Here is a 24,553-nt window from a genome sequence, read left to right on the forward strand (position 1 = left end):
TTATGCTTCGTCGCTAGGAGCTTCGATTCGTTCGCTTTTGAGATTTTGCAATTGCTCTAAAAGAGAATCTACCTCTGCTTGTAAGTTAATAAACTTAACTTGCTGATCGCCTTGATAGTACGCCTTCGTTAACTTCTCGACTAAGTTAGCGTGGGATTCACATTCGGAAACACTGGATGACATAGTAGACATAGTTGTTGGCATTAGAAATTTAACTCACACCATTTAGAGATAGTATAATATACTTATCTTAATCTTTGTTAAGACATTATATAGTTTTTATCATAAGGATATCCGGTAAGTGGGAAACAAGCGTGGCTTTAGCCCTGAGAGGGAAGCGACACGGGCGGTTAAAACCGCCTTGAATATTTTTTCATTATTACGGTGTTCCGCAACTAACATATAGACTTGAAAAGTGGGATACTTATTCAAAAGCATTCCCAATCGTAAATCCTTAATTAAGAAATTTTTAATCCTGTGACTTTGAGCCTGTCTGCTGCTAAATCTCATTGCCAACCGTGGCCAGGGCTGATAGAAGCCTATCGTCAATACTTGCCTGTCAGTGAAAAAACCCCTGTGGTGACTTTGCTGGAGGGTAACACACCTTTGATTCCCGTGCCAGCGATCGCCGAACGTATTGGCAGACAGGTGAAGGTGTATGTTAAATATGATGGACTTAATCCCACTGGTAGCTTCAAAGACCGGGGGATGACAATGGCAATTTCTAAAGCAGCAGAAGCAGGTGCTAAGGCTGTGATTTGTGCCAGCACTGGTAATACTTCTGCCGCTGCCGCTGCCTATGCTAGACGGGGAGGAATGAAACCCTTTGTGCTGATTCCCGATGGCTATGTGGCTTTAGGTAAGTTGGCACAGGCGCTACTGTATGGCGCAGAGGTGTTAGCTATTAAAGGCAATTTTGACCGCGCTCTGGAAATTGTCCGGGAAGTGGCAGATAGTTATCCTATTACTTTGGTAAATTCTGTCAACCCCTACCGCTTAGAAGGACAAAAAACCGGAGCTTTTGAGGTTGTTGATGCTTTGGGTGATGCTCCCGATTGGTTATGTATTCCGGTGGGGAATGCGGGCAATATTACAGCATATTGGATGGGTTTTTGTCAATATCATCAAGATGGTAAATGCGATCGCCTACCGAAAATGATGGGTTTTCAAGCCGCTGGTGCTGCACCTTTGGTCAATGGTCAACGGGTGGAACATCCTGAAACCATAGCCACAGCCATTAGAATTGGGAATCCCGCCAGTTGGGATAAAGCCATTGCAGCGCAAACAGCCAGTCAAGGAAGATTCCGGTCTGTGACTGATGAGGAAATTCTCGACGCTTACCGACTTTTAGCATCATCGGAAGGGATTTTCTGTGAACCGGCTAGTGCGGCTTCTGTGGCTGGTTTGTTACAAGTAAAAGACGAAGTTCCTAGTGGTGCAACGGTTGTTTGTGTCTTAACTGGTAATGGGTTAAAAGATCCAGATACGGCTATTAAACACAGTCATGCTCAATTCAAACAGGGCATTGATGCTGATATTAAGGCTGTGGCGGCGGCGATGGGATTTGAGTAGGTAGCCAGCCCTAGATAAAGGGCGATTGTAGGCGATCGCTCTTTCCTCTATTTTAACCCCTTTATACTCAAAACGGCTTGATTGTTTGATTCTAAACGTAGGGGTAAAGCAAGAGCTTCATTGGTGTCAACTTAAGCTCAAATCCCTACCACATCTCGTTCCTAGTCTCTGACTAGGAATGCAGTTGATGAGGCTCTGCCTCTAATATTATTGAAGGCAGAGCCTTCTAGAATTCATTCCCAGTCAGAGACTGGGAACGAGACGACTTGAGTTCTTTGCGGGATAGAGGTTTTACATTAAGTTAACACCTATGAAGCTCTTGCTTTACCCCTACACATCTGGGTTATTTGTCATTTGGCAAAAGTTTAAATCTCACCCGTGTTTAGTATAGCGGTGATTATTGGTGTCAACTTATGCTAGGAATAGCTTATTTGTTTGGCGGAACAAACTTGCCCGGAACTTAAGTTACGGTTTCAAAGCTAAAATGCGTTAAAACGCACTCTAATTAATTCAAAATCAAAAATTATCCTATTTATACTGAAATAGTCGGTTTTAACCGACTTTAGCTTTTAGACAGGGAATTCATTCCCTGGCTGGCTTAACTAAGGTTGAGAAAGTCCGAAGACACGCCATTTTTCCCGACTGAGAAAAAAGCCAATGCCATTTTTATTAGTACAAGTTAAACCAGTTTTTTGGGAAACACACTTAAAACCGCCATTGTTCCAAGTCTGTCCATAAGCTAAAACAGTTTTATTCTTATCAGCGACAGTATCACTAATACACAAAATTTCTGGTCTAGCATCAGCAGGTAACAAAAAACCCCTTCCCCAATCAAACCCGCAATATCCAGAATAAGGTTGAGGCGGTTTGGGTTTCAGTGAAGAATTGATTTCACATCTTAAACTGTTTATTTCTCCTGGCATTAGCTCACAAAACATATTACCACTAGGGGATTGAAAACCCTTTGGTGCAGCAATACTGACCTGTGGCAATATTGTCACCATGCTGGTAATGACAAAGATAATTGGTTTAATCAATTGTTTGTACATAATGTGATATTACCTGCAACGATCATTAAAAGTATATTTGTGGGATAATTGATTTACGCCTTTAGATACCTGTGCTTTAACCTTGCTTTTTCAATATGCAAAGTAGTACACAACAGCGTAAATCAACTACCTCCACTCTCAATCAGCAATCTATAAAATAGCAAAAAAGCTAGATTAATCAGCTTCTTGACTAAGAGATACTTTCATCATTCCGGGGAGAAAGAGGACAGCAATTAACATCATTCAAACAAACTTTACCCCATTGTAAAGCCCAACGTACCAAAGCCACACGGTTATCAGTTTTCGTCTTGGTGAGAATGTTGCTAATGTGGTTATCAACTGTGCGTTTACTAATTTCCAGTTTGACTGCAATTTCTTGGTTAGTTAAGCCGGTAGCCACTAAGTCTATAATTTGCAGTTCTCTGTCTGACAGACTAACACGGGTCCCAGACTCACTAGTAGCCATGACTTATTATTCCTCCCTTGGTATATGTACTCAAATCTTACTCCTCATTCTAGAAGATTCTTTCCGAGGTAGATAGTTTTAAATGTTGCTAATAATACTAATGTCAAGATTTTCTTTTAATTTTAGGTTTGTAGTCCTACTTGTTACAAATAATAGGTATTGATTTTAACTAGGATAAATAAAAAAGCTGTATTCAAGTGCATACTGCGATAGTGTCAAACTAGATTTAGATTATGCCCCATCGAAAATCAAAAATGAAATGAGTAATCCCTCTATTTTATGTCTTGGTGAAGTCTTACTTGACTGTTTAGCTGATCAATTGGGACTTAAGCTAGAAGAAGTGAAATCATGGACTCCCTATCCTGGAGGTGCGCCGGCGAATGTAGCTTGTGCTTTGGTAAAGTTGGGAACTTCAGCCGGTTTTATGGGTGCTGTGGGTGAAGACGAAGCAGGAAGTACACTGATAAAATTATTAGAAGATGTTGGTGTAGATACAACTGGTGTGCAACGTCATTCTACAGCGCCAACGAGACAAGTATATGTGGTTAGGGATTTAGCAGGCGATCGCACTTTTGCTGGTTTTGGTAAATATGATACTTCAGAATTTGCTGATACCCGCCTAGAAGCTGCAAAGTTACCAACTGCGCTATTTAATGAAGCCGACTTTTTGGTGGTGGGAACTTTAGAACTAGCCTATCCTGAAAGTGAAAAAGCTGTTTTGCGAGCTTTGGAGTTAGCAGAACAATATGACCTCAAAATCATTCTCGATGTCAATTGGCGACCAGTATTTTGGCAAGATGAAAATACAGCTAAGACTAAAATTCTGTCATTGCTAAAGCGATTTGATTTTCTCAAATTAACCAAAGAAGAAGCTCAATGGTTATTTAATACTACAGACCCAGGGGCAATTACTTATAGGCTTAATTCTTTGGAAGGGGTTTTGGTGACAGACGGTGAACATGGTTGTGCCTATTGTTTAGGGGAAAATGAAGGTAAAATGCCAGCGTTTTCCATGTCTGTGGTAGATACAACTGGTGCTGGAGATAGTTTCTTGGCTGGGTTTATCCATCAATTGCAACAAGTGGGGATTCACAGCCTCAAAGATGCAGATACAGCCAAAAGGATTGTCACCTATGCCAGTGCTGTGGGAGCATTAACTACTATTAAACCAGGTGCGATCGCTTCCCAACCAACTGCGGCAGAAGTTGATGCTTTTCTCGCTTCCCATCAACTTTAACCAATAGCAAAATTAACGGGAATATCAGTGACAATCGGCTGATATTCCTGATAAGTAGTCGGACAAAATTAAATTCACTCGTTGAGAGAGGGAACAGGGAACTCTTAACTGGGAACAGGGAACAGGGAACAGAAAAATCAATTGTGTAATTTTTTACAAGCCCTCACTTACCCGAAGGGAAGTGATGGGTGGTTGACAGCAATCCTTCCCTTATCTACCCTCAAAAACTTTTTGCAACTAAAATTAGTGACATTAATATTATCTCATCAACGTTTCTGTTAAATTTTCAGTTTTGCTAAACCCAAATAACGAATACCGTCAGGAGATATATCAAAGCGACATGGGAGAACTTCTAAACCCAGTTTAATCGCTTCCCGTAACAACTGACCATATACGGGATCTGTTGTATCTCCAGGTGCAAACTCTACACAATCACCTCGATTAATAAAATACAGCATTACCGACCGACTGGCGGGTAAAACTTCCATTAATTCCCGTAAATGCTTTTGTCCTCTGGTGGTTTCTGTATCGGGAAATAAGGCTAAAGTTCCCTGACACCAGGTTGCATTTTTCACTTCTAAATAAATTGGGCGTTGTTCAGCACTACCGGTCAAATAAAAATCTATCCGACTTTTGCGATCTTTTCCATAAACAACTTCACCTTTCACCTGTTCATATTCACCCAACTCTGGAAATAAACGTTTTTCTAAAGCTAATTTAATCACCCGATTCGGTAAAGCCGTATTTACACCCACCCAAGCTGTTTGATTATCATTAACTTGAATTAACTCTAATGTATAAGCTAACTTGCGGTGAGGATTATCGCTTTTAGAAATTTGTACAGCACTACCAATGGTAGAAACTCCCGTCATTGGACCCGTATTTGGACAATGTGCTGTTACTACCTCTCCAGAATCTAGTTGAACGTCAGCAAAAAACCGCTTGTAGCGTTTGAGTAAAATGCCAGGATAGAGTGTGGGGTAGTTATAGAGCCAATCAATCATTAGTCATAAATAGGTAGAGCATTGATTTATAGTAACTCAATGAAAATACCATGAACAGATCCCCGACTTCTTTTGTTTATTGTGTCCGCAAACCATAAATTGATGTCAGAAGTCGGGGATATTATCACTTTACCTAAATTCTTATCGAAAAAGTCTAATTTGCATCATAAATGAGTAACTTTTGTAGTCAAATTTACAATATTTTTAGAGAAATTAAATATAATGTAGTAATCCTATTTGAGTTATGAACTAGTTTTTTTAACGAACCACAGAGGACACAGAGGACACAGAGGTGGGGAAATAAGAGATGTTCACATTTCATTTAGGATTGCTATAGATATTACAGCTTACCATTTAGATAAATATGGTAGTATTTACCAATGCAAGGAAAAATATCCTATGCAAAAAGTCTCACTCTATACAGAATTAGAATATGCTTTTCTGTTCACTCTGAGAAAAGTAAACTCCCTCCAACCGATAACAGCTATATAAATAATATAAATAATATAAATACAGCAAATTGTCATCAAACCCAGAACAAGAACCCCACCCCTAACCCCCTCCCCGCAAGCGATGAGGGGGCTAAGATGTACCTTATATGATTGGAAATCGCTGTAATATAAATAATATAAATAAATGAAATTGCGTCGTTTTCGGCGTGGGGAATCACTTGTTGAGTTAGGTGCGTCAGATACAGGAAATCTGTTTTTTTGCGAAATTATCGGGTCTGACGCACCCTACAAGCGATAAAATCCAAACCTGTTAGAATCGGGATATCCAGGATTAAAGGATGAGCAGGATGAATGACGAATTTTATAAACAGGGATTAGAAAAAGCTAAACAACAAGATTATACTGGTGCGATAGGAGAATTTACCGCTGCTATCCAACAAAATCCTGGGTTTAGTAAAGCATATATTCAACGGGGTCTAGCATATTATGATTCAGGGGCAATTATGCAAGCTGTTTATGATTATACTGAAGCTATAAAACTGGATAAATATAGTCGAGAAGCCTGTTATTTTCGGGCTTTAGCTAGATTGGCATTAAAAAATCTTCCTGGTGCTTTGGAGGATGTAGAAAGGGCAATTTGGCTGGATTCTGATGATGCTGCTGCTTATGATTTACGGGGGATTGTCCGACGTAAACAGGGACATATTCAAGATGCGATCGCTAATTTCAAGAAAGCAGCTAAATTATATCTAGAACAAAAAGATAAGGAAAAATGTCAAAGTTGTTTGCAAAAAATTAAACAATTACAACCACCTCAAAAGCCAGAACAACAAATAAATAAGTCTGTAACTGTATCTATTACCTCTACCAATCAATATTTTCAGCAATTATTAACAAAGGCAGAACAGGGAGAAACTAGAGAAGCTATTGCTGATTTAAACTGGGTATTAAAAGTTGATCCTAAAGATGCTCAAGCCTATTGCTGTCGCGGCGTAGTTCAGTGTAAACTTGGTAATTATCGAGAAGCAATTACTGACTTTAATCAAGCACTAAAACTGGATTTTCAAGATGCCATTGTTTATCGTAACCGAGGAAAAGCCCGTTGCCAAATTGGTGATTATCAGGGTGCATTATCGGATTTAAACCAAGCCTTAAAAATGCAGCCTGAAGATCCTTTAGTTTATGTTGCTAGAGGTAATATTTATCGAGAAATGGGTAATTGTTTGAATGCAATTCAAGATTATAGTCAAGCACTGCACATAAATCATGATTACGCTCCAGCTTACTATAATCGTGGTCTTGCCTATACATTGTTAGAAGAAATACAAAATGCTGTAGCCGATTATCAAAAAGCAGCGAGTATTTATTGTGAACAAGAAGACTGGGAAAATTATCAACAGGTATTAAATAGGTTACAAAAAATCCAAATGTCCCAACCCGTAATTAATAATCAAAAATATGAAGTTTTACGTCAGCGACTGTTGCGGTTAGTGGGGGGACAATGGGAAATCGCCAAAGGCTTGATTCAACAACAAGAATATCATTATCCGGGAATGTCAGATGATTGGTATTTACAAAGAGTCATTGATCAATTAGAGCGCGATCGCAATTAGAAGATATACTATCCAAATACCCAATTTATTAGATAATTTGGGTATCTACAGTTTATGATTATACATTAATTTGGATAATTTGTATACAATTTTTATTTTAAAAACAAAGTATAGATAAAGATTTTATGAAAGATTCTCCTTGAGTATGGCAGGTTATTATAATTTGTCATACCATTTATTTTTATCAATGCACATCATTAATTAAGTCAAGGGCAATAAATAAATTAAAAAGAGATAATTTTCTACCTCAACCCTGATTTTCACCAAAAATTCAATAAAGTTTATATAGCCATGAATAATATTTACTCCACAATTCCAAATATCTTATTCCAGAAAAAAATTATTTGCAATCGTCTAATTCCCTCGCCAAAAGGCTTTATAGACTTTCCCAAATTTGAGATTGAACAGTCTATACCTAGCCGATTTGAAAAACAAGGGCTCTTGCGTCTCTTTTATGGAGAATTAATACTAAAGTGCCAGTTTAATAAACTACGTAATCGGAAATTACTAAAGTTACGAAAGCCATATCCAAGTCTTTTGATTAATTTGAGTTTATTATTAATTCCTTCAACAGTACCACTCGTAGTTCTGCCATCAAAATAACCTACGACTTCACCAAACCATCTAATCATTGTTCCTATACTTTTGGGAAAATACGAAAGTCCATTATGCATCCAATCTAATAAATTGATTATGCTTTCACCCCAAGACTTAGTAGATTCAAATATGTCTCGAAATTCTTCTTTTAGGGTGTGCATTTTTGCAAGAATAGGGGAAACTTCTCGCACATTATTTAATCTTTCTTTTTGTTGTTCATTTAAAGAATCTTCGTTTTTTATTAAGCTATATTTGCTTTTATTTAATCCTGCTAATATTCGGTCTCGCTCTGATTTATTATCTAAAGACGTGGCGGCTCTTTTTTCAGATTTACGCATAGCATCTAATTCATCATTTACTTGTTTCATTACGTGAAATCTATCAGCAGTTATATTTGCATTTGGCATTAATTCTTCTACTAAACTTTTATAAGGAGACCAGAGATCCATGCTCACTTCAACTATTTGTTCAAGTACCTGAGATCCCCATTTGACAATAACTTCGCGTATTTCTTCTATTCTTCTTGACTTCACCAACTCAATTGGTTTACGAGTATCTAAATCTACTAATACTGCTAAATAATTTCCTTGACCTTTCACCAAAGCAATTTCATCTATACCTAACCTTTTTACCTGACTTAAATTAATGTTTAATAGTTGTGATACTTGTGCTTTTAACATTGATTCAACTTCTTCATCGCTCAAGTCATTTCTTTTGGCAACACTATGAATATTACTGTTTAATACTTGTTCAACTATATCTCTGGCTAATCTTTTAGTATATCCTTTACTTTTATCTACAAAGTTTAGATTTTCACTAAATACTTTTTGACACTTATGACATTTGAATTGGCGACGATTTATTTTTAACAATACTGGTTTTTCACTCCAAGATAAATCATGAATCATTCGCCAATGATTTTGATGTATACTATAGGTAGTTTTTTCACAGAATGGACAAGTAGAATTATTAACAGCTTTTTCTATTGTTATAATTATTCCTGCCCCTTCGATTTCTTGAAAATCTAACACTTTCATATCTGGGAGATTGAGAATTTGATCTACAGAAAATTTCATAGCTATCACCAAAACTTTTGTATTTTATAATTATCATTATATCATCATTGCTATCTGAACATATTTAAAATCTTGTAATCTCTTGCTGGTACTGAAGTCTGAGACTTAATGAATATAAATTTTAGGTACTAAATTTTAGTTATTTGAGTTTCCACCATAAAAGTACCGCAAGAGCCAAAACAAGTTGATAAATATCCAGATCATATTGCTATCAAAACCCAGAATCAAACTCTCACTTATGCACAGCTAAATAAAAATGCTAATCGGTTAGCCAATCAAATTCTTGAACAACGAGGAAATAAATTAGAAGTAATTGTATTACTACTGGAAAAAGGTGCAGATTTTATTACAAGTATGTTGGGAGTATTGAAAACAGGTAAAATCTTTGTTCCTTTAGATCCCACATTTCCTATTGATAGACTAGCTTATATTATTAAAGATGCTCAAGCCGTTGCATTTATTACCAATAATCTCAATTTGGATTTGGCGACACAACTCGCTGAAGCTACTATTAATAGTTGTCATTTATTTAATATAGACAATATTGATAACCATAATTCTTGCCAAAATCCCACCATCAAAATATCACCAGAAGCACCAGCTTATCTAATTTATACTAGTGGCTCAACTGGTCAACCCAAGGGAGTTGTACAGAATCATCGTAATGCTTTGCATTACTGCATGAATGACACAAAAACTTTATTAATTAACCATCAAGATCGTGTAGTTTTTCTCTATTCTTGTAGTGCTTTAGGTGGAATATTATGTATTTTCTACACCTTACTTAATGGTGCGAGTCTCTATTCATTCAATGTCAAAGAACAGGGATTAACTAATTTAGTTAATTGGTTAATTACATCGGAAATTACAATTTATCATTCATTTACAACTCTGTTTCGGCATTTTGTAGATACTCTCACTGGTACAGAACAGTTTCCTAAAATTCGCCTAGTTAAATTAGGTGGTGAAGCTACCTTAATTAGAGATGTCGAAAATTATAAAAAATACTTTTCTTCAGATTGTCTTTTATATGCCAGTTTAGGCGCGACAGAAGCAGGAACTTTCCGTAATTTCATCGTTGATAAAGATACGAAAATTGAAAATAGCATCGTACCTATTGGTTATGCAGTTGAAGATATGGAAGTTGTGCTATTAGATGAAGCAGGAGTAGAAGTTAAAAACGGCAATATTGGAGAAATTACCCTCAAAAGTGAATATTTAGCTTTAGGTTATTGGCAAAAACCAGAATTAACGCAAGCTGTATTTTTACCCGATATTCAAAATAGCCAAAAAAGAATTTATCGCACAGGTGATTTAGGCTGTATTCAAGCAGATGGTTGTTTAATTCATAAAGGAAGAAAAGACTTTCAGGTAAAAATCCGAGGCTTCCGCATTGAAGTTGCAGAAATTGAAATGGAATTGCTGAAAATTAGCAACATTAAAGAAGCTGTAGTTATAGCTAGTGAAGATAGTCCAGAAGATAAACGTCTCATCGCTTATATTGTTCCTCAACAAAAACCAGCACCTACTACTAAAGAAATTCGGCAATATTTACAGAATAAATTACCTGAATATATGCTTCCTAGTGCCTTTGTGTTTTTAGATGCCTTGCCATTAACACCTAATGGTAAATTAGATAGAAAGGGATTAATAGCATTTAATTTAATTAAGCCAGAATTGACAGAAAGTTTTGTTAATGCCCATGATGATATAGAAAGTCAGTTAATAAAACTTTGGCAAGATTTGTTAGGTGTTGAACCTATTGGTGTTCAAGATGATTTTTTTGAATTGGGTGGAAATTCTTTATTAGCAGTCCGGTTATTTGCGGATATAGAACGTAAATTTGCCAAGAAACTGCCTTTGGCGGCTTTGTTTCCCACAGCGACAATAGCAGCGATATCTCAAATTATCCACCAAGAACCAGGTTTAGAAAATACCCCCAAAGTTAATTATTCATCTTTAGTAGAAATTCAACCCCAAGGTACAAAACCACCTTTATTTATGATTCATCCCTTGGGGGAGAAATATTATGTTATCGGGATTTAGCAATACATTTAGGGTTAGACCAACCTGTTTATGGACTGCGACCCCAGGGAATAGATGGAAAACAGCCTCTTTTGCTGCGGGTGGAAGATATGGCTGCAAAGTATCTGCGAGAAATGCAGACTATTCAACCTCAAGGACCCTATTTTGTAGGGGGATATTCCTTTGGGGGTATCGTCGCCTATGAAATAGCCCAACAAATTCGCAGCCAAGGTCAAGAAATCGCTCTTTTAGCGATGTTAGATACCTGTCGTCCTGGTTATGAACGACGGTTATCATTTAAGAGGCGAATTTTGCTGCATATCAATAATATCTTTCGACGTGGACATAAATATATTGCTCACAAAGCTAAGGGTTGGTACAAACAATTTCATTACAATACTAAACAAGTTTGCAATCATTACTTTCCGACTGGTTCTCATGTCATTCTCCCTGAAGATAAAAAGTATTTAGAAATATCAAATGCTCATAAACAAGCTTTGAATACCTATGTATTTCGACCTTATGCAGGGAAACTAACTCTTTTCCGCACGAGAGATGAAAATCGAACTGAGGCTATAGGTTTAGAATATGATTCCCATTTTGGTTGGGGTGAGATAGTTATGGGTGATTTAGATATTAAGTATATTCCTGGTTCTCATCTTTCTCTTCTCAATGAACCGAATGTGAGAGTATTGGCAAAACAAGTTAAAATTTGTCTAGAGAAAGCTCAGAACGTAACGTATACTGCAAACGGTTCATAGTTTAACCAAATATGAAACCCCTCTGGTAAACCTCTCCTTTGCACCTCTCCCTAACCCTCTCCTAAGAGGAGAGGGAAAAGGAATAATATTTAATACTGGAGAGGCTTTGAACCTTGTTCTTTGTATGATAAAAAAGTCCAGCTTCTAGCCGTTATAATCGAATGGCGCTTTCCCCCGAAATATTGAGCGACACATTTCCATTGTTCACCACAAACCGCACACTCCTGAAAATGTTACCCAAATAAGATAAAATTCCTATATAGAATAGAAAACAGACTTGATATACATTACTAACTAAGCGTAATTCCCAATGACCACTAACCGCCATTACCACATTATCACCTTCGGTTGCCAAATGAATAAGGCAGACTCTGAACGCATGGCTGGTATTTTAGAAGACATGGGCTTTGAGTGGTCAGATGACCCAAACCAAGCAGATGTAATTCTTTACAATACCTGCACCATTCGGGATAATGCGGAACAAAAAGTATATTCTTATTTAGGTAGACAAGCCAAACGGAAGCAGGAACAACCTGATTTAACTTTGATTGTTGCTGGTTGTGTTGCCCAACAAGAAGGTGAAGCTTTGCTGCGTCGTGTGCCAGAATTGGATTTGGTGATGGGACCCCAACACGCTAACCGTCTTAAAGATTTGCTAGAGTCGGTTTTTGCTGGTAATCAAGTTGTCGCTACGGAAGAAGTTCATATTTTTGAAGATATCACCCAGCCGCGTCGGGATAGTCAGGTAACTGCTTGGGTAAATATTATTTATGGTTGTAACGAACGTTGTACTTATTGCGTTGTCCCTAATGTGCGCGGTGTGGAACAGTCTCGGACACCAGAAGCGGTTCGGGCGGAAATCGAACAGTTAGCAAAACAAGGATATAAAGAAATTACTCTCCTGGGTCAAAATATTGATGCTTACGGACGGGATTTACCTGGTTCTACCGCCGAAGGTCGTCACCTGCACACATTGACAGATTTACTTTATTATGTCCATGATGTACCGGGTATTGAACGCATAAGATTTGCTACCAGTCATCCGCGTTATTTTACGGAAAGATTAATTAAAGCCTGTGCAGATTTGCCCAAAGTCTGCGAACATTTTCACATTCCTTTTCAATCTGGGGATAATGAGCTTTTAAAAGCTATGTCACGGGGCTATACTCAGGAAAAATATCGCCGGATTATTGATACTATTAGAGGGTATATGCCGGATGCGTCAATTAGTGCTGATGCGATTGTGGGTTTTCCTGGTGAGACAGAAACACAGTTTGAAAATACTTTGCAATTAGTGGCAGATATCGGGTTTGATTTAGTGAATACTGCGGCTTATTCACCTCGTCCTGGTACACCTGCGGCTTTGTGGGATAATCAACTGAGTGAGGAAGTTAAAAGCGATCGCTTGCAAAGATTGAACCATTTAGTTAATATCAAAGCAGCAGAGCGATCGCAACGTTACTTTGGTCGGATTGAAGAAGTATTAGTAGAAGCTCAAAATACCAAAGACACAAACCAGGTTATGGGAAGAACTGGGGGAAATCGTCTCACATTCTTTACTGGTGATATTAATCGCCTCAAAGGGCAAATCGTCAAAGTTAAAATTACCGAAGTTCGTGCTTTTAGTTTAACAGGAGCAGCATTAGAAGTTCGTCAACCAGTTACAGTTTAACAAAATACAGGAGTATAGCTGACACCATACTCTCTGTCTTGCAAGGTTTTGGCTTATGGTGTCTCAACATAGGTGCATTTGTCTTTGTCGGATTTGGAAAATTGAGGATATCCAGATGGCTGAAACTGTTCCCAGTTAAGATTTCTCTGTCCTCACAGACAATTTCTATAGACTACACCATGCTTCGCTATCAGCAAACCCTATGTAGGGTTTTAGCAGTGCTTAATGGTGTCAACTTAACGTAAAACCCATAGCCCGTCTGGGAATTAATTCCCAGTCTAATAGCGAAAGTCATCTAAAGATGACTAATAATTGTCTAAACCTTCAGTTTACTTTAGTAAACTTTAGCTATTAGCCCGGAAATTCATTTCTGGGCGGGTGTGAAAACAAACAGATAAGCCATTTCTAACTTAAGTTGACACCTATGAGCAGTGCTAAACCCCTACCGATAAGTAGGTGGGCGGAGGAAAATCAAAATATATTTCGTTTTTTGAAATGGCTAAAACTCAACGACAATAACCCATCGAGGTGAATTTACATATCGTTACACATTTTGGTTATTTCACGTCCACCTACTTAGTTAAAAAGCTTTTACTCCTGACTCCTCTTTTAATTGTACTGTCAGTTTTTCCTGATTGCGTCTGCGGATTTTGGCGTAGAGTTGAATACTCACAGCCATGAAAATCACCAAACCAAAAATTAACCAAGCGGTGAGGTCTGTAGGTAAGTTATTCTTAAATGTCGCCAACATCACAATTACGACTAATAAAAGCGTCGGTGCTTCGTTTAAGGCGCGTAAACTTTGACCAGTCCATTTACATTCATTCGCTGCTAACTGCTTCATTAATTTAGCGCAGTAAACATGATAGCCAATTAAGACCGCTACAAATCCTAACTTGTAATGTAGCCAGGGTTCTTTTAACAGTTCCATGTTGGTAGATAAAATACCAATAGCCATTGCTACTGTCACAAACAGTCCCGGAGTAGTAATAATGTCGTAAAGACGCTTTTCCATGATTTGATACTGGTTCTTCAGTATCGTTCTTGCTGGTTCTGGTTCAAGGTTAGCTTCAACATGGTAGATAAACAACCGCACTAGGTAGAATAACCCCGCAAACCAAACCACAAAGCCAACAATATGAAATGCTTTAAACCAAGAATACGCCATGAATTTTAACCTACCTTTATCAATTTACAAATGATTGCATCTACTCTCATTATCAGGTTAAGATGATTTCGCAGCAAGGATGTGGATAGGTTAAGAAGTGTGAACCGTATATTTGGCATCATCATACTTCATCCCCAACAGCTTCTTCTTCCATATTAAACTCAACTCGACTTTGTAAAACTATTTCTTCAATTACTTGAATACCCTTTTGAAATTCTAAACCTTTATTAAAACGAAGTATTAGTTCTGGAATATTTATCACTTCCTCTATACATTCCATATACTTTTTAATAATAGCTTTGATTTGATATCTTGTCTTTGCTTGTTCCTCAATCTTATTGAGTAAATATTCGACTTCTTCCTCAGTTTTGATTACAAAAGTAACTGGATATTTTTGTACCTTATCAATATCTAAAAAATATTTTCCCGTATCTAAGGTTTCTGTAACTTGAAAAAACCTTCCCAGAGGCTTCATGACAAAATCTATCCCACCATCATTTGCATTTGTGCGTCCAGTTTTATACAAAATTAAATGATCAATATTTAATTCATGTTGCGACCAACCCCAATATATTTTTTGTTCTGCATAATAATGTTTTAAAATCGCATAACTAACAATCTCAAATACTCTAGCATCTATATTTGGTTTTAATAAACTTCTAATGAATTCAATTGCTGCTTCAGATGAATGATTTTGAATTTCTATCATTTTTTGACAATAAATCACAAATTCATTGAATGAATTCATTCTTGCTTGAATATAAGCATCAATAATATCTTTGATGGATTCAGAAATATTAATTACTTGCTCACCAATTTCAATTTTTAAAAGATTTTCATTAATCCAATATCTATTTGTTGTTGAATCTCTTATTATTGGTAAATAATCTGAGGTGTGAAAATATTTTTTAAATTCTTCATTTAAACGATGATTCAGAGCATGATTTTGAAGTTTATTTCCAAAAGGTAACTCCCTTTGTCGCATTAATAAATTTATATATTGTGCGCCTTCATAATCTTCATAGCCATTCTTAAGATGAAATTTCTTTTGTAAATAATCTTCAATCAAAACATATATAGCATAATGATTAGCAAAGCTGGATCTTGATTTTGAACCACGATTTGCAGCTTTAGTTTTAATATTAATATACTGTAATAATTGACTACTCCTTAAAATAATATCTCCATATCCAGGAAAGTATTTATTAAGAATATTAATTATTGTTTGCGTAAAATCATGCTGTAGTATTTTCATCAAAGATACTCCCTTGGATAAAATCTAAATCTACTTTTTTTCCATTTTTATTTTTGATATTATGGTTTTTCTGTGGTGGTAAGAGTTTTTCTCCTTGATATTCTTCCATTTCTAAAACCCTTCTCAATCCAATTTTTAGATATTCTTCTTGCAGTTCAATACTGATAGATTTCCTACCTAAACGTTTAGCTACAGCAGCAGTTGTAAAAGTTCCAGCAAAGGGATCAAGGATTAAACTTCCTTTATGACTACTTGCTAAAATGATTCTTTCTAGTAATGACTCTGGTTTTTGTGAAGGATGATTTTCATATTCTTCCATGCGATATCTCACACGGGGAAAATACCAAGCATTACCAGGTACTTTTTCTGTATTATAGGGGGTAGGAACTGATTTTCTGTAATCAATTAATTTCCGTTGTGCGCCTGTTTTTGCTTCAACTTTAATATCATCTGCATTAAAAATATAATTGTTTTTATCTTTGACACAATGAAGAATAGGTTCATACATTGAACCGAAGTATTTTGTAGCTTGAACTCCAGAACTATCATAATGCCACATTATCCGACTGAGAATAGTTAATTTTTGTCTCAAATAAATATCAAAATAAGGCATTGCTTGGGTACTTGTCATCACATAAATTGTACCATTTGGTTTAAGAATGCGAATAGATTCATCAAGCCATTGATATGACCAATTTATATATTCTGTTTCTGATTCCCATTTATCATGGAAGTTACCAAATTTCTTACCTATATTATAAGGAGGATCAATAAAAATTAAATCTACTGATTCGGCAGGAATATGATTTAATAAAATGTTGACCGCATCACCGTGAAAAATGGTATGTTGTTGATTTTTATGTTGTTCAATCATCATTTTAAATAAGTAAGCAAAATTTTGATTGTGCAAATCAAAAACTCAGACAATAAGAGGTTGTTTGAAAACTCATGATTGCTGTATCAAATGTTTTACCCCTCCCTAACCCTCCCCTTGTAAAGGGGAGGGAACTGGATTTTCTTGTTTCCCCCCAAAGCATTGGGGGGATTAAGGGGGGTAAAATGTGATGAAAATTACGGGATACCACTTTTAAAACATCCTCTAATGTATTGACTTTACTATCCTTCTTCTTAAAAATACTTAAAAAAAGAAGGATAGCAGAGAACAAGAAATACGGGTTGATATTTAATTCGATTGGGAACGACGGAAAAATGGGAGCAAATCTTGTAAAATCACTTCATGATAATGTTCTTGGGCATAATGTCCCACATTATTAAGTTTGATTATTTCCCCATTGGGTACAGATTTTACAAAAGTTTCCGCCATATCTACAGATAACCAAGGATCAATCATTCCCCATTGGACTAAAATAGGTTGTTGCCATTCTTTAAACCCATTTTCTATTTCTAGCATGGCTTTTTCTAGTTGGAAATTGCGAATTGTTGCTAAGAGACTTCTTCCAGGAGCAGAACTTTTCAAAAAGGGTTTTCTATAAACATCTAAATCTTCATCTTCAATGCGGTAACGACTTCCACCTTCTAGGGTTCTATCAACTAATAAAGGATCTTGGGTAATCATATCTCCCGCAAAGGGTAAACCCATTTGTTTGATTTTCCAAGGTAATTTTGCTGCTGTAGAAATGGGGGTATTTAAAATAGCAATATTAGCAACTTTTTCAGGATGACGGAGGGCGTATTGTAAGCCAACTGAACCTAAAAAACCTTGGACAACTAGGGAAAACTTTTCTAATTCTAAAGCTTGAACAAATCCTTCCAAAGCTGTGATAAATGCGTCGGGAGTATAAGCAAAATCCTGTTTTTCTGGTGTACCGGAAAATCCACAACCAATCCAGTCAGGTGCGATCGCTCTATTTCCCTGTGCTGCTAAACTAGGTATAATATTTCTCCAACTATAACTTTGAGCAACTATCCCATGTAAAAATAACACAGGGATTAAATCAGTTCTCCCAATCGGTTCAGCTTCTCGATAAAACCATTCTAGAGAATCTACCGTAATTTTATGTTCTTGAATTGACACGCTATTTTCCTATTGACGACGGCAACAACACCATACAAATGCTAATATCATCATCCTACAAATAGGTGATAGGTGAACAAATCCCACAACTACTTATGTCTTTAGACCGGGGAGTGTCAAAGCAAGGGTTTCTCAAACAGTAGCAACGCCAACACAAAATCCATAATGAAAATCGCCACCCAAGTAGTTACCACAGCAGTTGTAGCTGATTCTCCCACTTCCTTTGCGCCTCCTTGAGTTGTCAGTCCCCAACTACAACCATTAACCGATACTATAGCCCCAAAAATCCACCCCTTCAGTAAAATAATTAAAATATCTGATGGTAATAAAAAATTTCTCACTGATTCTAAAAATGTTTCAGGACTAACCTGATAAAACTGCATAGCCGCAAAAGCACCACCCATAACACCTGTAACTACAGCAAAAATCATCATTACAGGCATCATTAAACAGCAAGCAATGACTCTGGGTAAGACAAGATAATCAACAGGGTCTGTTCTGAGCATATATAAAGCGTCAATTTGCTCTGTTACCCGCATTGCTCCTAATTCCGCTGCAAAAGCTGAACCAACTTGTCCGGCGATAATACTAGCAGTTAAAATTGGTGCTAGTTCTCGACAAAATGCTAAAGCAAATGCACCGCCAACGGTATCTACAGCCCCGAATCTGACCAATTCTCTAGCGGTTTGAATCGTGAAAATCATCCCCGCAAAACCGTTGACTAATAATACTGGAGGGAGGGAAGCTGGTCCTGTTGTCACTGTATGTTCTAATATCTTGCGATAGTAGGTTTTTCCGCGCAGGAAATGCAGTAAAATTTGACCGAACAACAGGAATACTGACAAATAGCGAATTATCCAAGATTGTTCTAAATTTCTTTTGGGTTGCAAGTTTACGGCCACTAATTAAATTTTTTTACTAGGGAATTATGACAATTTAATTTTCTACAAATAGAGTATTCCAATCACTAATAGCATTTCTTTGAGCAGTTAATAATTCCTGTATACCTTGTTCCGAAAAATCTAGCATTTGACTCAACTGCTGACGACTAAAACTTCCCGATTCTGCTGTTCCCTGAACTTCAATAATGTTCATTTGATGATTCATGACTACGTTAAAATCCACATCTGCGGCTACATCTTCAACATAGTTAAGATCCAAAAATGGTTCACCCTGTAACAAGCCTACAGAAACTGCTGCTATTTGTCCACATAAAGGCGATCGCGCTAAAACCCCCTGCTGCAATAATTGAGAAATAGCATGAGCCAAAGCCACAAAACCCCCAGTAATTGCCATTGTCCTCGTTCCTGCGTCAGCTTGCAGCACATCTGTATCCACAGTCAGCGTTCGTTCTCCCAACACCTCAAAATCCAGCGCAGCCCTTAAACTCCGCCCAATTAAACGTTGAATTTCCTGGGTTCTGCCCGACAGTTTCATCAATTCCCGTTCCTGGCGTTTCTGGGTAGCAGAAGGCAACATTCTATATTCAGCAGTTAACCAACCCTTCCCACTACCAGTCAAAAATTTAGGCACTCCTTCAGTCACACTAACCGTACACAGAACCTGAGTATCACCAGATTTCGCTAAAACAGAACCAGGTGCAAACCGAGTGAAATTAGGATAAAAACTATGGGGACGGAGTTCACCAGGGGTTCTGCCGTCAGGACGTTGCCAAGTCATTGAAATTGCCTCAAAATTTTTGCCTACAGCCTTTAGATTACCCCAGGATGACAAAGGAATAAGGCTGCTTTACTGATAAATACTGCTGTATGATAACTATATGTTCTGCTGTTAGCAAAAATTTGCCTTTAAATGTAACGGGACTTACCCAACTGGCACATTGGTAGGGTGGGTCAGACTGCATAAATTCTGCAAATAAACAGATTGTTGATATCTGACGCACCCTACAACAGATTTTTAGTGTGAAACTTGCGTAAGTCCTATGTAAGTCATTAAATTTATAGTGAGTTTTTAAACTTTGCCTTATGGTTGCCCAACTAGAAACCCCAGGTCTAAATTCAACCCTCAGCGTACCATATTCCGTAGAAGGACTGATACAAGTTTTTACTAATTCCCAGCGTAGCTTTTTTACCAGCGTGATGGCACAAGCACTGAGAATTGCTGGACAAGGTACACCAGTATTAATAGTCCAATTCCTCAAAGGTGGGATTCGCCAAGGACATGAACGACCCACCCAAATGGGACAACATTTAGATTGGATTCGCTGTGATTTGCCCCGTTATATTAATACTTCAGATTTGGACGCAGCGGAAATTCAAGCTTTGCAACAACTTTGGCAACATACCCAAAAGGTAGTTAATGAAGGTAAGTATTCTTTACTGGTATTAGATGAGTTGAGTTTAGCGATTAATTTCGGTTTAATTCCAGAAACTGAGGTTTTAGAGTTTCTTTCTCACCGTCCTCCTCATGTTGATATTATCCTCACAGGTTCTCAAATGCCAAAGTCTCTTTTAGATGTAGCAGACCAAATTACAGAAATTCGTCGCAGTCATCAACCTTAAGTATTAAGATATCCTAGTAACTTGGTTGAATTATCTGAGAACCTGTGATTAAAAACGACATCTGGATTACCGAAATGGCTCAAAAAGGCATGATTTCGCCTTTTGAATCGAGTTTAATTCGTAAATTGCAACCTGATTCATCTCAGCTTCCGCAACCTGTAATTAGTTACGGACTTTCTTCTTACGGCTATGATATCCGGCTTTCTGGCTCTGAATTTCGCATTTTTCGTCACATTCCCGGTACTGTTATTGATCCTAAAAACTTTAATCCCCAAAATCTAGAGTCTACCCAGTTACATACAGATGAAAGTGGTAGCTATTTTATCTTACCTGCTCATTCTTATGGTTTAGGTGTGGCTCTGGAAAAGCTTGAAGTTCCAGCCAATATTACAGTAATTTGCATTGGTAAATCTACTTATGCAAGATGTGGTATAATAGCTAATTTAACACCTGCTGAAGCGGCATGGAGAGGACATCTTACTTTAGAATTTTCTAATTCTTCCAGCGCTGACTGTCGTATTTATGCTAATGAAGGTGTGGTGCAATTGCTATTTTTAGAGGGTGAACCCTGTGCTGTTAGTTATGAAACTCGCAGAGGTAAATATCAAGATCAGTTAGAGATTGTTACAATAGCTAGAGTTTAAATTTGAAACACAAATCATTTTCCTGTTCCCAGTCCAAAATAGATATATTGGTAATTTTGAGTATCTATATTTGATTTTATAGGTAAGCGATCGCCTAATAATATTAAGATGGTGTTTGAAAAGTCATGATTGCTGTATCAAATATTTTACCCTACCCTAACCCTCCGCGATGCTTTGGGGAGGGAACTAATTTTTTCGGTTTCCCCCCAAAGCATCGGGGAGATTAAGGGGGGTAATTTACAGCAATTTCCAATCATATAAGGTACATCTTAGCCCCCTCATCGCTTGTGGGGAGGGGGTTGAAGCATGAAACCAAAAAATGCTACAGAAAATGGACAAGGTATTGAATAAGCAAAATGTTAAAAGAATTTAAATTGTGTCGATTTTGCTAGTTTACAGGTTGATTGTCTAACTTTACAAATGATTTCACTTAAAATGGAATTAGGTCATTTAGAGGATTTACAGCAATGACACGGACACCGATTGCAGTATCTTTATATGAGCAAGACTATTTACTCTGGATTGAAGATATTGTCCACAAATTACGGAATAGAGATATAGAAGGACTAGATATTGATAATTTGATAGAGGAGATAGAGGACTTGGGTCGCTCAGATAAACGTGAACTTGAAAATCGGTTAGCAGAACTTTTAGAACATATTCTCAAGCGGAATTATGTGCATATCCCTGATTGTTATCGTGGGTGGGTAGAATCAATCATTAAACAAAGGATTGGAATCAGAAAGTTACTCAAAAATTCACCTAGTCTCAAACCTTATTTTAGCCAAGTATTTGATGAAGCTTATGCAGATGCTCTGAAAATTGTCCGCAATGGTTATCCACAGTGTGAGTTTCCTGATACGTGGCCGTTTAGTTGTGATATTGAAGCAATGTTAAATGTGGACTTTTGGGAATAATTGTCAGAATCAGGATGTCCAGGATTTCAGGATTTACAGGATGTGATTGTCAAATGTTCCTTCAGTAAATTAGACTATATTCTAGTCGGTTTTAACCGACTTTGGCTTTGAGACAGGGAATAAATTCCCTGGATTATTTTAAATTTAAAAAATAAACCATGCCATGATAAATAGTGATGATATCCTCACTGCTAATGATAATGTGATAGATTGTCGGAATGCTTTTAAATTGCAAGCATGGGACTATATTTCTAAAACCATGCGGGGTAATGTTTTTGATGCTCTCCACGATTCTATCCAAGAAGCTATTACTTATTTTAATCGCTGGGGTAATGTCCACAATGAACAGTGGATAATTGAAAATCTGGAAATTTTAGAAAAAGACTATTGGGGTAAATATATTGCAGTCATTAATAAAACTGTAATTGAAACAGCAGATAATGAAGATACCCTCGACAAATTACTTGAGGAACGAAAATTAAGACGGTTTTTAACTACTATTAGAAAAATAGGTAATTTACAACCAATTGCTGAACTTATAAAATTACCGGAAAGTCCGAAACTAGAATACAAAAGCACTTTGCAATGGGATGTTAGACAAAATCGTAAAAATGAGGATTTAAAATTTAGTGTCCTTAAAACTATTGCTGCTTTTCTCAATTCTGAAGGAGGAACTTTAATTATTGGAGTTGAAGATGATGGTAATATTTTTGGATTAGAGCAAGATTTAGCTATTCTTTCTAAACGTTCTTTAGATCAATTTGAGCAGACAATTGTACACCTGATTTGTACGTACATTAGTGCTAATTTTATGTCATTAGTTACAATTCGATTTGAGACAATAGATAGTAAAATAGTTTGTGCAGTTGATGTCAGAAAGTCAGATGAAATCGTGTTAATGAAAGGTAAAGATAAAAAATTAGAACTAGAACTCTACATTCGCGCTGGTAACACTTCTAAGCCTCTTATTGATACTCCAGAAATAGTAGAGTTTTGTTTAAAACGGAGTAAACCGTCAGGAGAAAGTTATTAGACCAGGCTATAAACTCGATTCGTGGTAGAGTAGAAATAGAACAAACTGAGAGCGATCGCTCTTTAGAAACAACAGTACAAGTATTAGGTATAGGTTTTGGTGGTGGTGCTATATTTTCCGGTATTATCACTACGCACATAGATAAGATCAACTCACCTTTATTACCAAAAAATTACTTTTCAGCTTCATTAATTTTAAGCATAATTGCTACCTTGGGATGGACTCTTTTGGTTTGGTTGGTTATATGGATAACAAAACGCAAATAGTTGTTAAAGATATTCTGCATGAAGAAGAATATGAACAAGCAATTTCAAGATTAAATGATTTACTTGATGAAATTGGTACTAATGAACAACATCCTCTTTATCATTTATTAGATACATTAGGAACAATAATTGAGGCTTATGAAATAGAACATTATCCCATTGCTAATTGTCACGGAAATGATGTATTAGCTTATTTAATGGAAGAACACAAACTGACTTTATCAGATTTACCTGAAATTGGTTCATCCGAATCGGGAAACCGTTGATTAATTAACTCTAATTGTCCAATACTACTTAAAGCAATTAAAACCGATGAATTACTAACTGCTTTCATGATAATATTTCTAATGTCTCTAAATCTGTTTCTAACTCTTCTAAATCATAACTACGATCAATATTTTCTTGTCCCAATAACTCATGAAATTCCCATTTGCTTAATTGCGACAATTCACGGGCTTTCCCAAAAGAAAGAATCCCTTTTTGATAAAGTCTAATTGCTAATTCAGTGCGGATGCGATGCAGACGTTCATCAGGAGGTAGACGTAATCCCTCAGTTACTTGATCAGGAATTTCTAAGATTAGTTTACTCATATTGTTTCACATCAGGATCAAGAATAATTATATCATTTTGTTTAGGGAAATGTTCTACTGTCGTTGTCCCATCTTCATGATGAATAGTAACACTATATCCTTCTTGATATCGTTGAGAATATTTACCCCGAATATGATTTTTTAGTTGACTTAAATCATATTCTTCTTTTAAGTCATCTTCTATTTCATATTGTCTTTTCTCGTTCATAATATCTCCATTGAGTTACAGCCCATTGATGAAAGCGATCAGATTTCCTGAAATAAGCAACCAAAACACCAGTATCAAGAATTATCCGCTGATTCATTTCTGCCCATATTCTTCCATGTATTTCTTATTAAAAGAAAGATCGTCTACCCCACCTTCAATAACTCCTTCCCATTTTCTCAATAGATCATGAGGAGAAGCTTCAGGCTTTTCTACAGTTGCTTTTTCCGAATCTTGATTAACTTGGTGATTACCCAATTCAAATGCCAGAAACTCAACAAAACGGAGAACTTGCTGCTGTTGATCTATAGGTAACTGCTGCATGGTAGTTACTACCTTTTCCAGAATCGTCATGATCTTAATTCTTTTGAGATTGTGTATTCACCTTAATTA

General features: G+C 36.8%; 25 protein-coding genes and 1 pseudogene. 12 read left to right on the plus strand and 14 right to left on the minus strand.

Going from position 1 to position 24,553, the window contains the following annotated elements; genetic code table 11:
* Complete coding sequence (locus AA650_RS21935) at window positions 1–204, minus strand: hypothetical protein (protein WP_081424307.1); 204 nt, start codon at window positions 202–204, stop codon at window positions 1–3.
* Window positions 205–477: 273 nt separating this feature from the next.
* Here AA650_RS21935 and thrC point away from each other — a divergent pair, with 273 nt between their 5' ends.
* Window positions 478–1,572, plus strand: a complete 1,095-nt coding sequence (thrC, locus tag AA650_RS21940) for a threonine synthase (protein WP_053540650.1) — start codon at window positions 478–480, stop codon at window positions 1,570–1,572.
* A 602-nt stretch (window positions 1,573–2,174) separates the two neighbouring features.
* On the opposite strand, the gene AA650_RS21945 is transcribed toward thrC, so the two are convergent.
* Together AA650_RS21945 and AA650_RS21950 are read right to left on the minus strand one after the other, a co-directional pair.
* A complete protein-coding gene (locus tag AA650_RS21945) occupies window positions 2,175–2,621 on the minus strand; it encodes a DUF6636 domain-containing protein (RefSeq protein ID WP_053540651.1) in 447 nt (148 codons plus the stop codon).
* Window positions 2,622–2,811: 190 nt separating this feature from the next.
* Complete coding sequence (locus AA650_RS21950; protein ID WP_039200413.1) at window positions 2,812–3,087, minus strand: helix-turn-helix domain-containing protein; 276 nt, start codon at window positions 3,085–3,087, stop codon at window positions 2,812–2,814.
* A gap of 259 nt (window positions 3,088–3,346) precedes the next feature.
* Here AA650_RS21950 and AA650_RS21955 point away from each other — a divergent pair, with 259 nt between their 5' ends.
* A complete protein-coding gene (locus AA650_RS21955; protein ID WP_053540652.1) occupies window positions 3,347–4,324 on the plus strand; it encodes a carbohydrate kinase family protein in 978 nt (325 codons plus the stop codon).
* A gap of 278 nt (window positions 4,325–4,602) precedes the next feature.
* Here AA650_RS21955 and sfsA read toward each other — a convergent pair whose 3' ends face one another.
* On the minus strand, window positions 4,603–5,328 hold the full coding sequence (gene sfsA / locus AA650_RS21960) for a DNA/RNA nuclease SfsA (protein WP_053540653.1): 726 nt from the start codon (window positions 5,326–5,328) through the stop codon (window positions 4,603–4,605).
* A 399-nt stretch (window positions 5,329–5,727) separates the two neighbouring features.
* On the opposite strand from sfsA, the pseudogene AA650_RS29525 reads away from it, so the two are divergent.
* Both AA650_RS29525 and AA650_RS21965 read left to right on the plus strand, forming a co-directional pair.
* Window positions 5,728–5,799, plus strand: a pseudogene (locus tag AA650_RS29525) (2OG-Fe dioxygenase family protein); the annotation flags it as partial.
* 328 nt (window positions 5,800–6,127) lie between these two features.
* The gene (locus AA650_RS21965; RefSeq protein ID WP_053540654.1) at window positions 6,128–7,393 is read left to right on the plus strand and encodes a tetratricopeptide repeat protein; all 1,266 of its coding nucleotides are present in this window, start codon (window positions 6,128–6,130) and stop codon (window positions 7,391–7,393) included.
* Window positions 7,394–7,845: 452 nt separating this feature from the next.
* Here the strand turns inward: AA650_RS21965 and AA650_RS21970 are convergent, their stop codons facing one another.
* Window positions 7,846–9,066: an ISL3 family transposase gene (locus AA650_RS21970; protein WP_053540535.1), complete on the minus strand. Its 1,221-nt coding sequence runs from the start codon at window positions 9,064–9,066 to the stop codon at window positions 7,846–7,848.
* A 210-nt stretch (window positions 9,067–9,276) separates the two neighbouring features.
* Here AA650_RS21970 and AA650_RS27130 point away from each other — a divergent pair, with 210 nt between their 5' ends.
* The 3 genes from AA650_RS27130 to miaB all read left to right on the plus strand — a co-directional run bounded on the left by AA650_RS27130 (window position 9,277) and on the right by miaB (window position 13,524).
* Complete coding sequence (locus AA650_RS27130; RefSeq protein WP_234413432.1) at window positions 9,277–11,112, plus strand: non-ribosomal peptide synthetase; 1,836 nt, start codon at window positions 9,277–9,279, stop codon at window positions 11,110–11,112.
* 2 nt (window positions 11,113–11,114) lie between these two features.
* Window positions 11,115–11,852 (plus strand): thioesterase domain-containing protein, encoded by a 738-nt coding sequence (locus AA650_RS28870; RefSeq protein ID WP_234413434.1) that lies wholly within the window; start codon window positions 11,115–11,117, stop codon window positions 11,850–11,852.
* Between the two features lie 310 nt (window positions 11,853–12,162).
* A complete protein-coding gene (gene miaB, locus AA650_RS21985) occupies window positions 12,163–13,524 on the plus strand; it encodes a tRNA (N6-isopentenyl adenosine(37)-C2)-methylthiotransferase MiaB (RefSeq protein ID WP_053540657.1) in 1,362 nt (453 codons plus the stop codon).
* A 580-nt stretch (window positions 13,525–14,104) separates the two neighbouring features.
* On the opposite strand, the gene hemJ is transcribed toward miaB, so the two are convergent.
* From hemJ to rph, 6 genes are all read right to left on the minus strand, one after another.
* Window positions 14,105–14,692 (minus strand): protoporphyrinogen oxidase HemJ, encoded by a 588-nt coding sequence (gene hemJ, locus AA650_RS21990; RefSeq protein ID WP_053540658.1) that lies wholly within the window; start codon window positions 14,690–14,692, stop codon window positions 14,105–14,107.
* A 121-nt stretch (window positions 14,693–14,813) separates the two neighbouring features.
* Window positions 14,814–15,947: a hypothetical protein gene (locus tag AA650_RS21995; RefSeq protein ID WP_053540659.1), complete on the minus strand. Its 1,134-nt coding sequence runs from the start codon at window positions 15,945–15,947 to the stop codon at window positions 14,814–14,816.
* The gene (yhdJ, locus tag AA650_RS22000) at window positions 15,928–16,824 is read right to left on the minus strand and encodes an adenine-specific DNA-methyltransferase (protein ID WP_234413242.1); all 897 of its coding nucleotides are present in this window, start codon (window positions 16,822–16,824) and stop codon (window positions 15,928–15,930) included. Before yhdJ ends, AA650_RS21995 begins: the two co-directional genes overlap by 20 nt.
* 306 nt (window positions 16,825–17,130) lie before the next feature.
* Window positions 17,131–17,982, minus strand: a complete 852-nt coding sequence (locus AA650_RS22005) for an alpha/beta fold hydrolase (RefSeq protein ID WP_053540661.1) — start codon at window positions 17,980–17,982, stop codon at window positions 17,131–17,133.
* Window positions 17,983–18,098: 116 nt separating this feature from the next.
* Window positions 18,099–18,884 (minus strand): MlaE family lipid ABC transporter permease subunit, encoded by a 786-nt coding sequence (locus tag AA650_RS22010; RefSeq protein ID WP_234413243.1) that lies wholly within the window; start codon window positions 18,882–18,884, stop codon window positions 18,099–18,101.
* A gap of 34 nt (window positions 18,885–18,918) precedes the next feature.
* Window positions 18,919–19,662 (minus strand): ribonuclease PH, encoded by a 744-nt coding sequence (rph, locus tag AA650_RS22015; RefSeq protein ID WP_053540662.1) that lies wholly within the window; start codon window positions 19,660–19,662, stop codon window positions 18,919–18,921.
* 305 nt (window positions 19,663–19,967) lie between these two features.
* Here rph and AA650_RS22020 point away from each other — a divergent pair, with 305 nt between their 5' ends.
* From AA650_RS22020 to AA650_RS28350, 5 genes are all read left to right on the plus strand, one after another.
* Complete coding sequence (locus AA650_RS22020) at window positions 19,968–20,504, plus strand: P-loop NTPase family protein (RefSeq protein ID WP_053540663.1); 537 nt, start codon at window positions 19,968–19,970, stop codon at window positions 20,502–20,504.
* Between the two features lie 74 nt (window positions 20,505–20,578).
* The gene (gene dcd / locus AA650_RS22025; protein WP_035083368.1) at window positions 20,579–21,148 is read left to right on the plus strand and encodes a dCTP deaminase; all 570 of its coding nucleotides are present in this window, start codon (window positions 20,579–20,581) and stop codon (window positions 21,146–21,148) included.
* Window positions 21,149–21,615: 467 nt separating this feature from the next.
* Complete coding sequence (locus tag AA650_RS22030) at window positions 21,616–22,065, plus strand: DUF29 domain-containing protein (RefSeq protein WP_028088741.1); 450 nt, start codon at window positions 21,616–21,618, stop codon at window positions 22,063–22,065.
* A 163-nt stretch (window positions 22,066–22,228) separates the two neighbouring features.
* Window positions 22,229–23,098, plus strand: coding sequence for an AlbA family DNA-binding domain-containing protein (locus AA650_RS22035; RefSeq protein WP_081424308.1), 870 nt, complete (start codon window positions 22,229–22,231; stop codon window positions 23,096–23,098).
* A gap of 244 nt (window positions 23,099–23,342) precedes the next feature.
* The gene (locus AA650_RS28350; protein ID WP_233455500.1) at window positions 23,343–23,630 is read left to right on the plus strand and encodes a helix-turn-helix domain-containing protein; all 288 of its coding nucleotides are present in this window, start codon (window positions 23,343–23,345) and stop codon (window positions 23,628–23,630) included.
* 64 nt (window positions 23,631–23,694) lie between these two features.
* Here AA650_RS28350 and AA650_RS22045 read toward each other — a convergent pair whose 3' ends face one another.
* From AA650_RS22045 to AA650_RS22055, 3 genes are all read right to left on the minus strand, one after another.
* The gene (locus AA650_RS22045; protein WP_039202188.1) at window positions 23,695–23,955 is read right to left on the minus strand and encodes a UPF0175 family protein; all 261 of its coding nucleotides are present in this window, start codon (window positions 23,953–23,955) and stop codon (window positions 23,695–23,697) included.
* Window positions 23,948–24,163: a hypothetical protein gene (locus AA650_RS22050; protein ID WP_053540664.1), complete on the minus strand. Its 216-nt coding sequence runs from the start codon at window positions 24,161–24,163 to the stop codon at window positions 23,948–23,950. The genes AA650_RS22045 and AA650_RS22050 overlap by 8 nt, the downstream gene beginning before the upstream one ends.
* A gap of 93 nt (window positions 24,164–24,256) precedes the next feature.
* Window positions 24,257–24,514: a hypothetical protein gene (locus AA650_RS22055; RefSeq protein WP_053540665.1), complete on the minus strand. Its 258-nt coding sequence runs from the start codon at window positions 24,512–24,514 to the stop codon at window positions 24,257–24,259.
* Between the last annotated feature and the right edge of the window lie 39 nt (window positions 24,515–24,553).

Source organism: Anabaena sp. WA102 (assembly GCF_001277295.1).
GTDB lineage: Bacteria > Cyanobacteriota > Cyanobacteriia > Cyanobacteriales > Nostocaceae > Dolichospermum > Dolichospermum heterosporum.

Coding starts and splice junctions, on each gene's coding strand:
- AA650_RS21935 (WP_081424307.1), bottom strand. CDS start 204: ATGCCAACAACTATGTCTACTATGTCATCCAGTGTTTCCGAATGTGAA.
- AA650_RS21945 (WP_053540651.1), bottom strand. CDS start 2,621: ATGTACAAACAATTGATTAAACCAATTATCTTTGTCATTACCAGCATG.
- AA650_RS21950 (WP_039200413.1), bottom strand. CDS start 3,087: ATGGCTACTAGTGAGTCTGGGACCCGTGTTAGTCTGTCAGACAGAGAA.
- AA650_RS21955 (WP_053540652.1), top strand. CDS start 3,347: ATGAGTAATCCCTCTATTTTATGTCTTGGTGAAGTCTTACTTGACTGT.
- sfsA (WP_053540653.1), bottom strand. CDS start 5,328: ATGATTGATTGGCTCTATAACTACCCCACACTCTATCCTGGCATTTTA.
- AA650_RS21965 (WP_053540654.1), top strand. CDS start 6,128: ATGAATGACGAATTTTATAAACAGGGATTAGAAAAAGCTAAACAACAA.
- AA650_RS21970 (WP_053540535.1), bottom strand. CDS start 9,066: ATGAAATTTTCTGTAGATCAAATTCTCAATCTCCCAGATATGAAAGTG.
- miaB (WP_053540657.1), top strand. CDS start 12,163: ATGACCACTAACCGCCATTACCACATTATCACCTTCGGTTGCCAAATG.
- hemJ (WP_053540658.1), bottom strand. CDS start 14,692: ATGGCGTATTCTTGGTTTAAAGCATTTCATATTGTTGGCTTTGTGGTT.
- AA650_RS21995 (WP_053540659.1), bottom strand. CDS start 15,947: ATGAAAATACTACAGCATGATTTTACGCAAACAATAATTAATATTCTT.
- yhdJ (WP_234413242.1), bottom strand. CDS start 16,824: ATGATGATTGAACAACATAAAAATCAACAACATACCATTTTTCACGGT.
- rph (WP_053540662.1), bottom strand. CDS start 19,662: ATGACTTGGCAACGTCCTGACGGCAGAACCCCTGGTGAACTCCGTCCC.
- AA650_RS22020 (WP_053540663.1), top strand. CDS start 19,968: ATGGTTGCCCAACTAGAAACCCCAGGTCTAAATTCAACCCTCAGCGTA.
- dcd (WP_035083368.1), top strand. CDS start 20,579: ATGGCTCAAAAAGGCATGATTTCGCCTTTTGAATCGAGTTTAATTCGT.
- AA650_RS22030 (WP_028088741.1), top strand. CDS start 21,616: ATGACACGGACACCGATTGCAGTATCTTTATATGAGCAAGACTATTTA.
- AA650_RS22035 (WP_081424308.1), top strand. CDS start 22,229: ATGATAAATAGTGATGATATCCTCACTGCTAATGATAATGTGATAGAT.
- AA650_RS28350 (WP_233455500.1), top strand. CDS start 23,343: ATGGATAACAAAACGCAAATAGTTGTTAAAGATATTCTGCATGAAGAA.
- AA650_RS22045 (WP_039202188.1), bottom strand. CDS start 23,955: ATGAGTAAACTAATCTTAGAAATTCCTGATCAAGTAACTGAGGGATTA.
- AA650_RS22050 (WP_053540664.1), bottom strand. CDS start 24,163: ATGAACGAGAAAAGACAATATGAAATAGAAGATGACTTAAAAGAAGAA.
- AA650_RS22055 (WP_053540665.1), bottom strand. CDS start 24,514: ATGACGATTCTGGAAAAGGTAGTAACTACCATGCAGCAGTTACCTATA.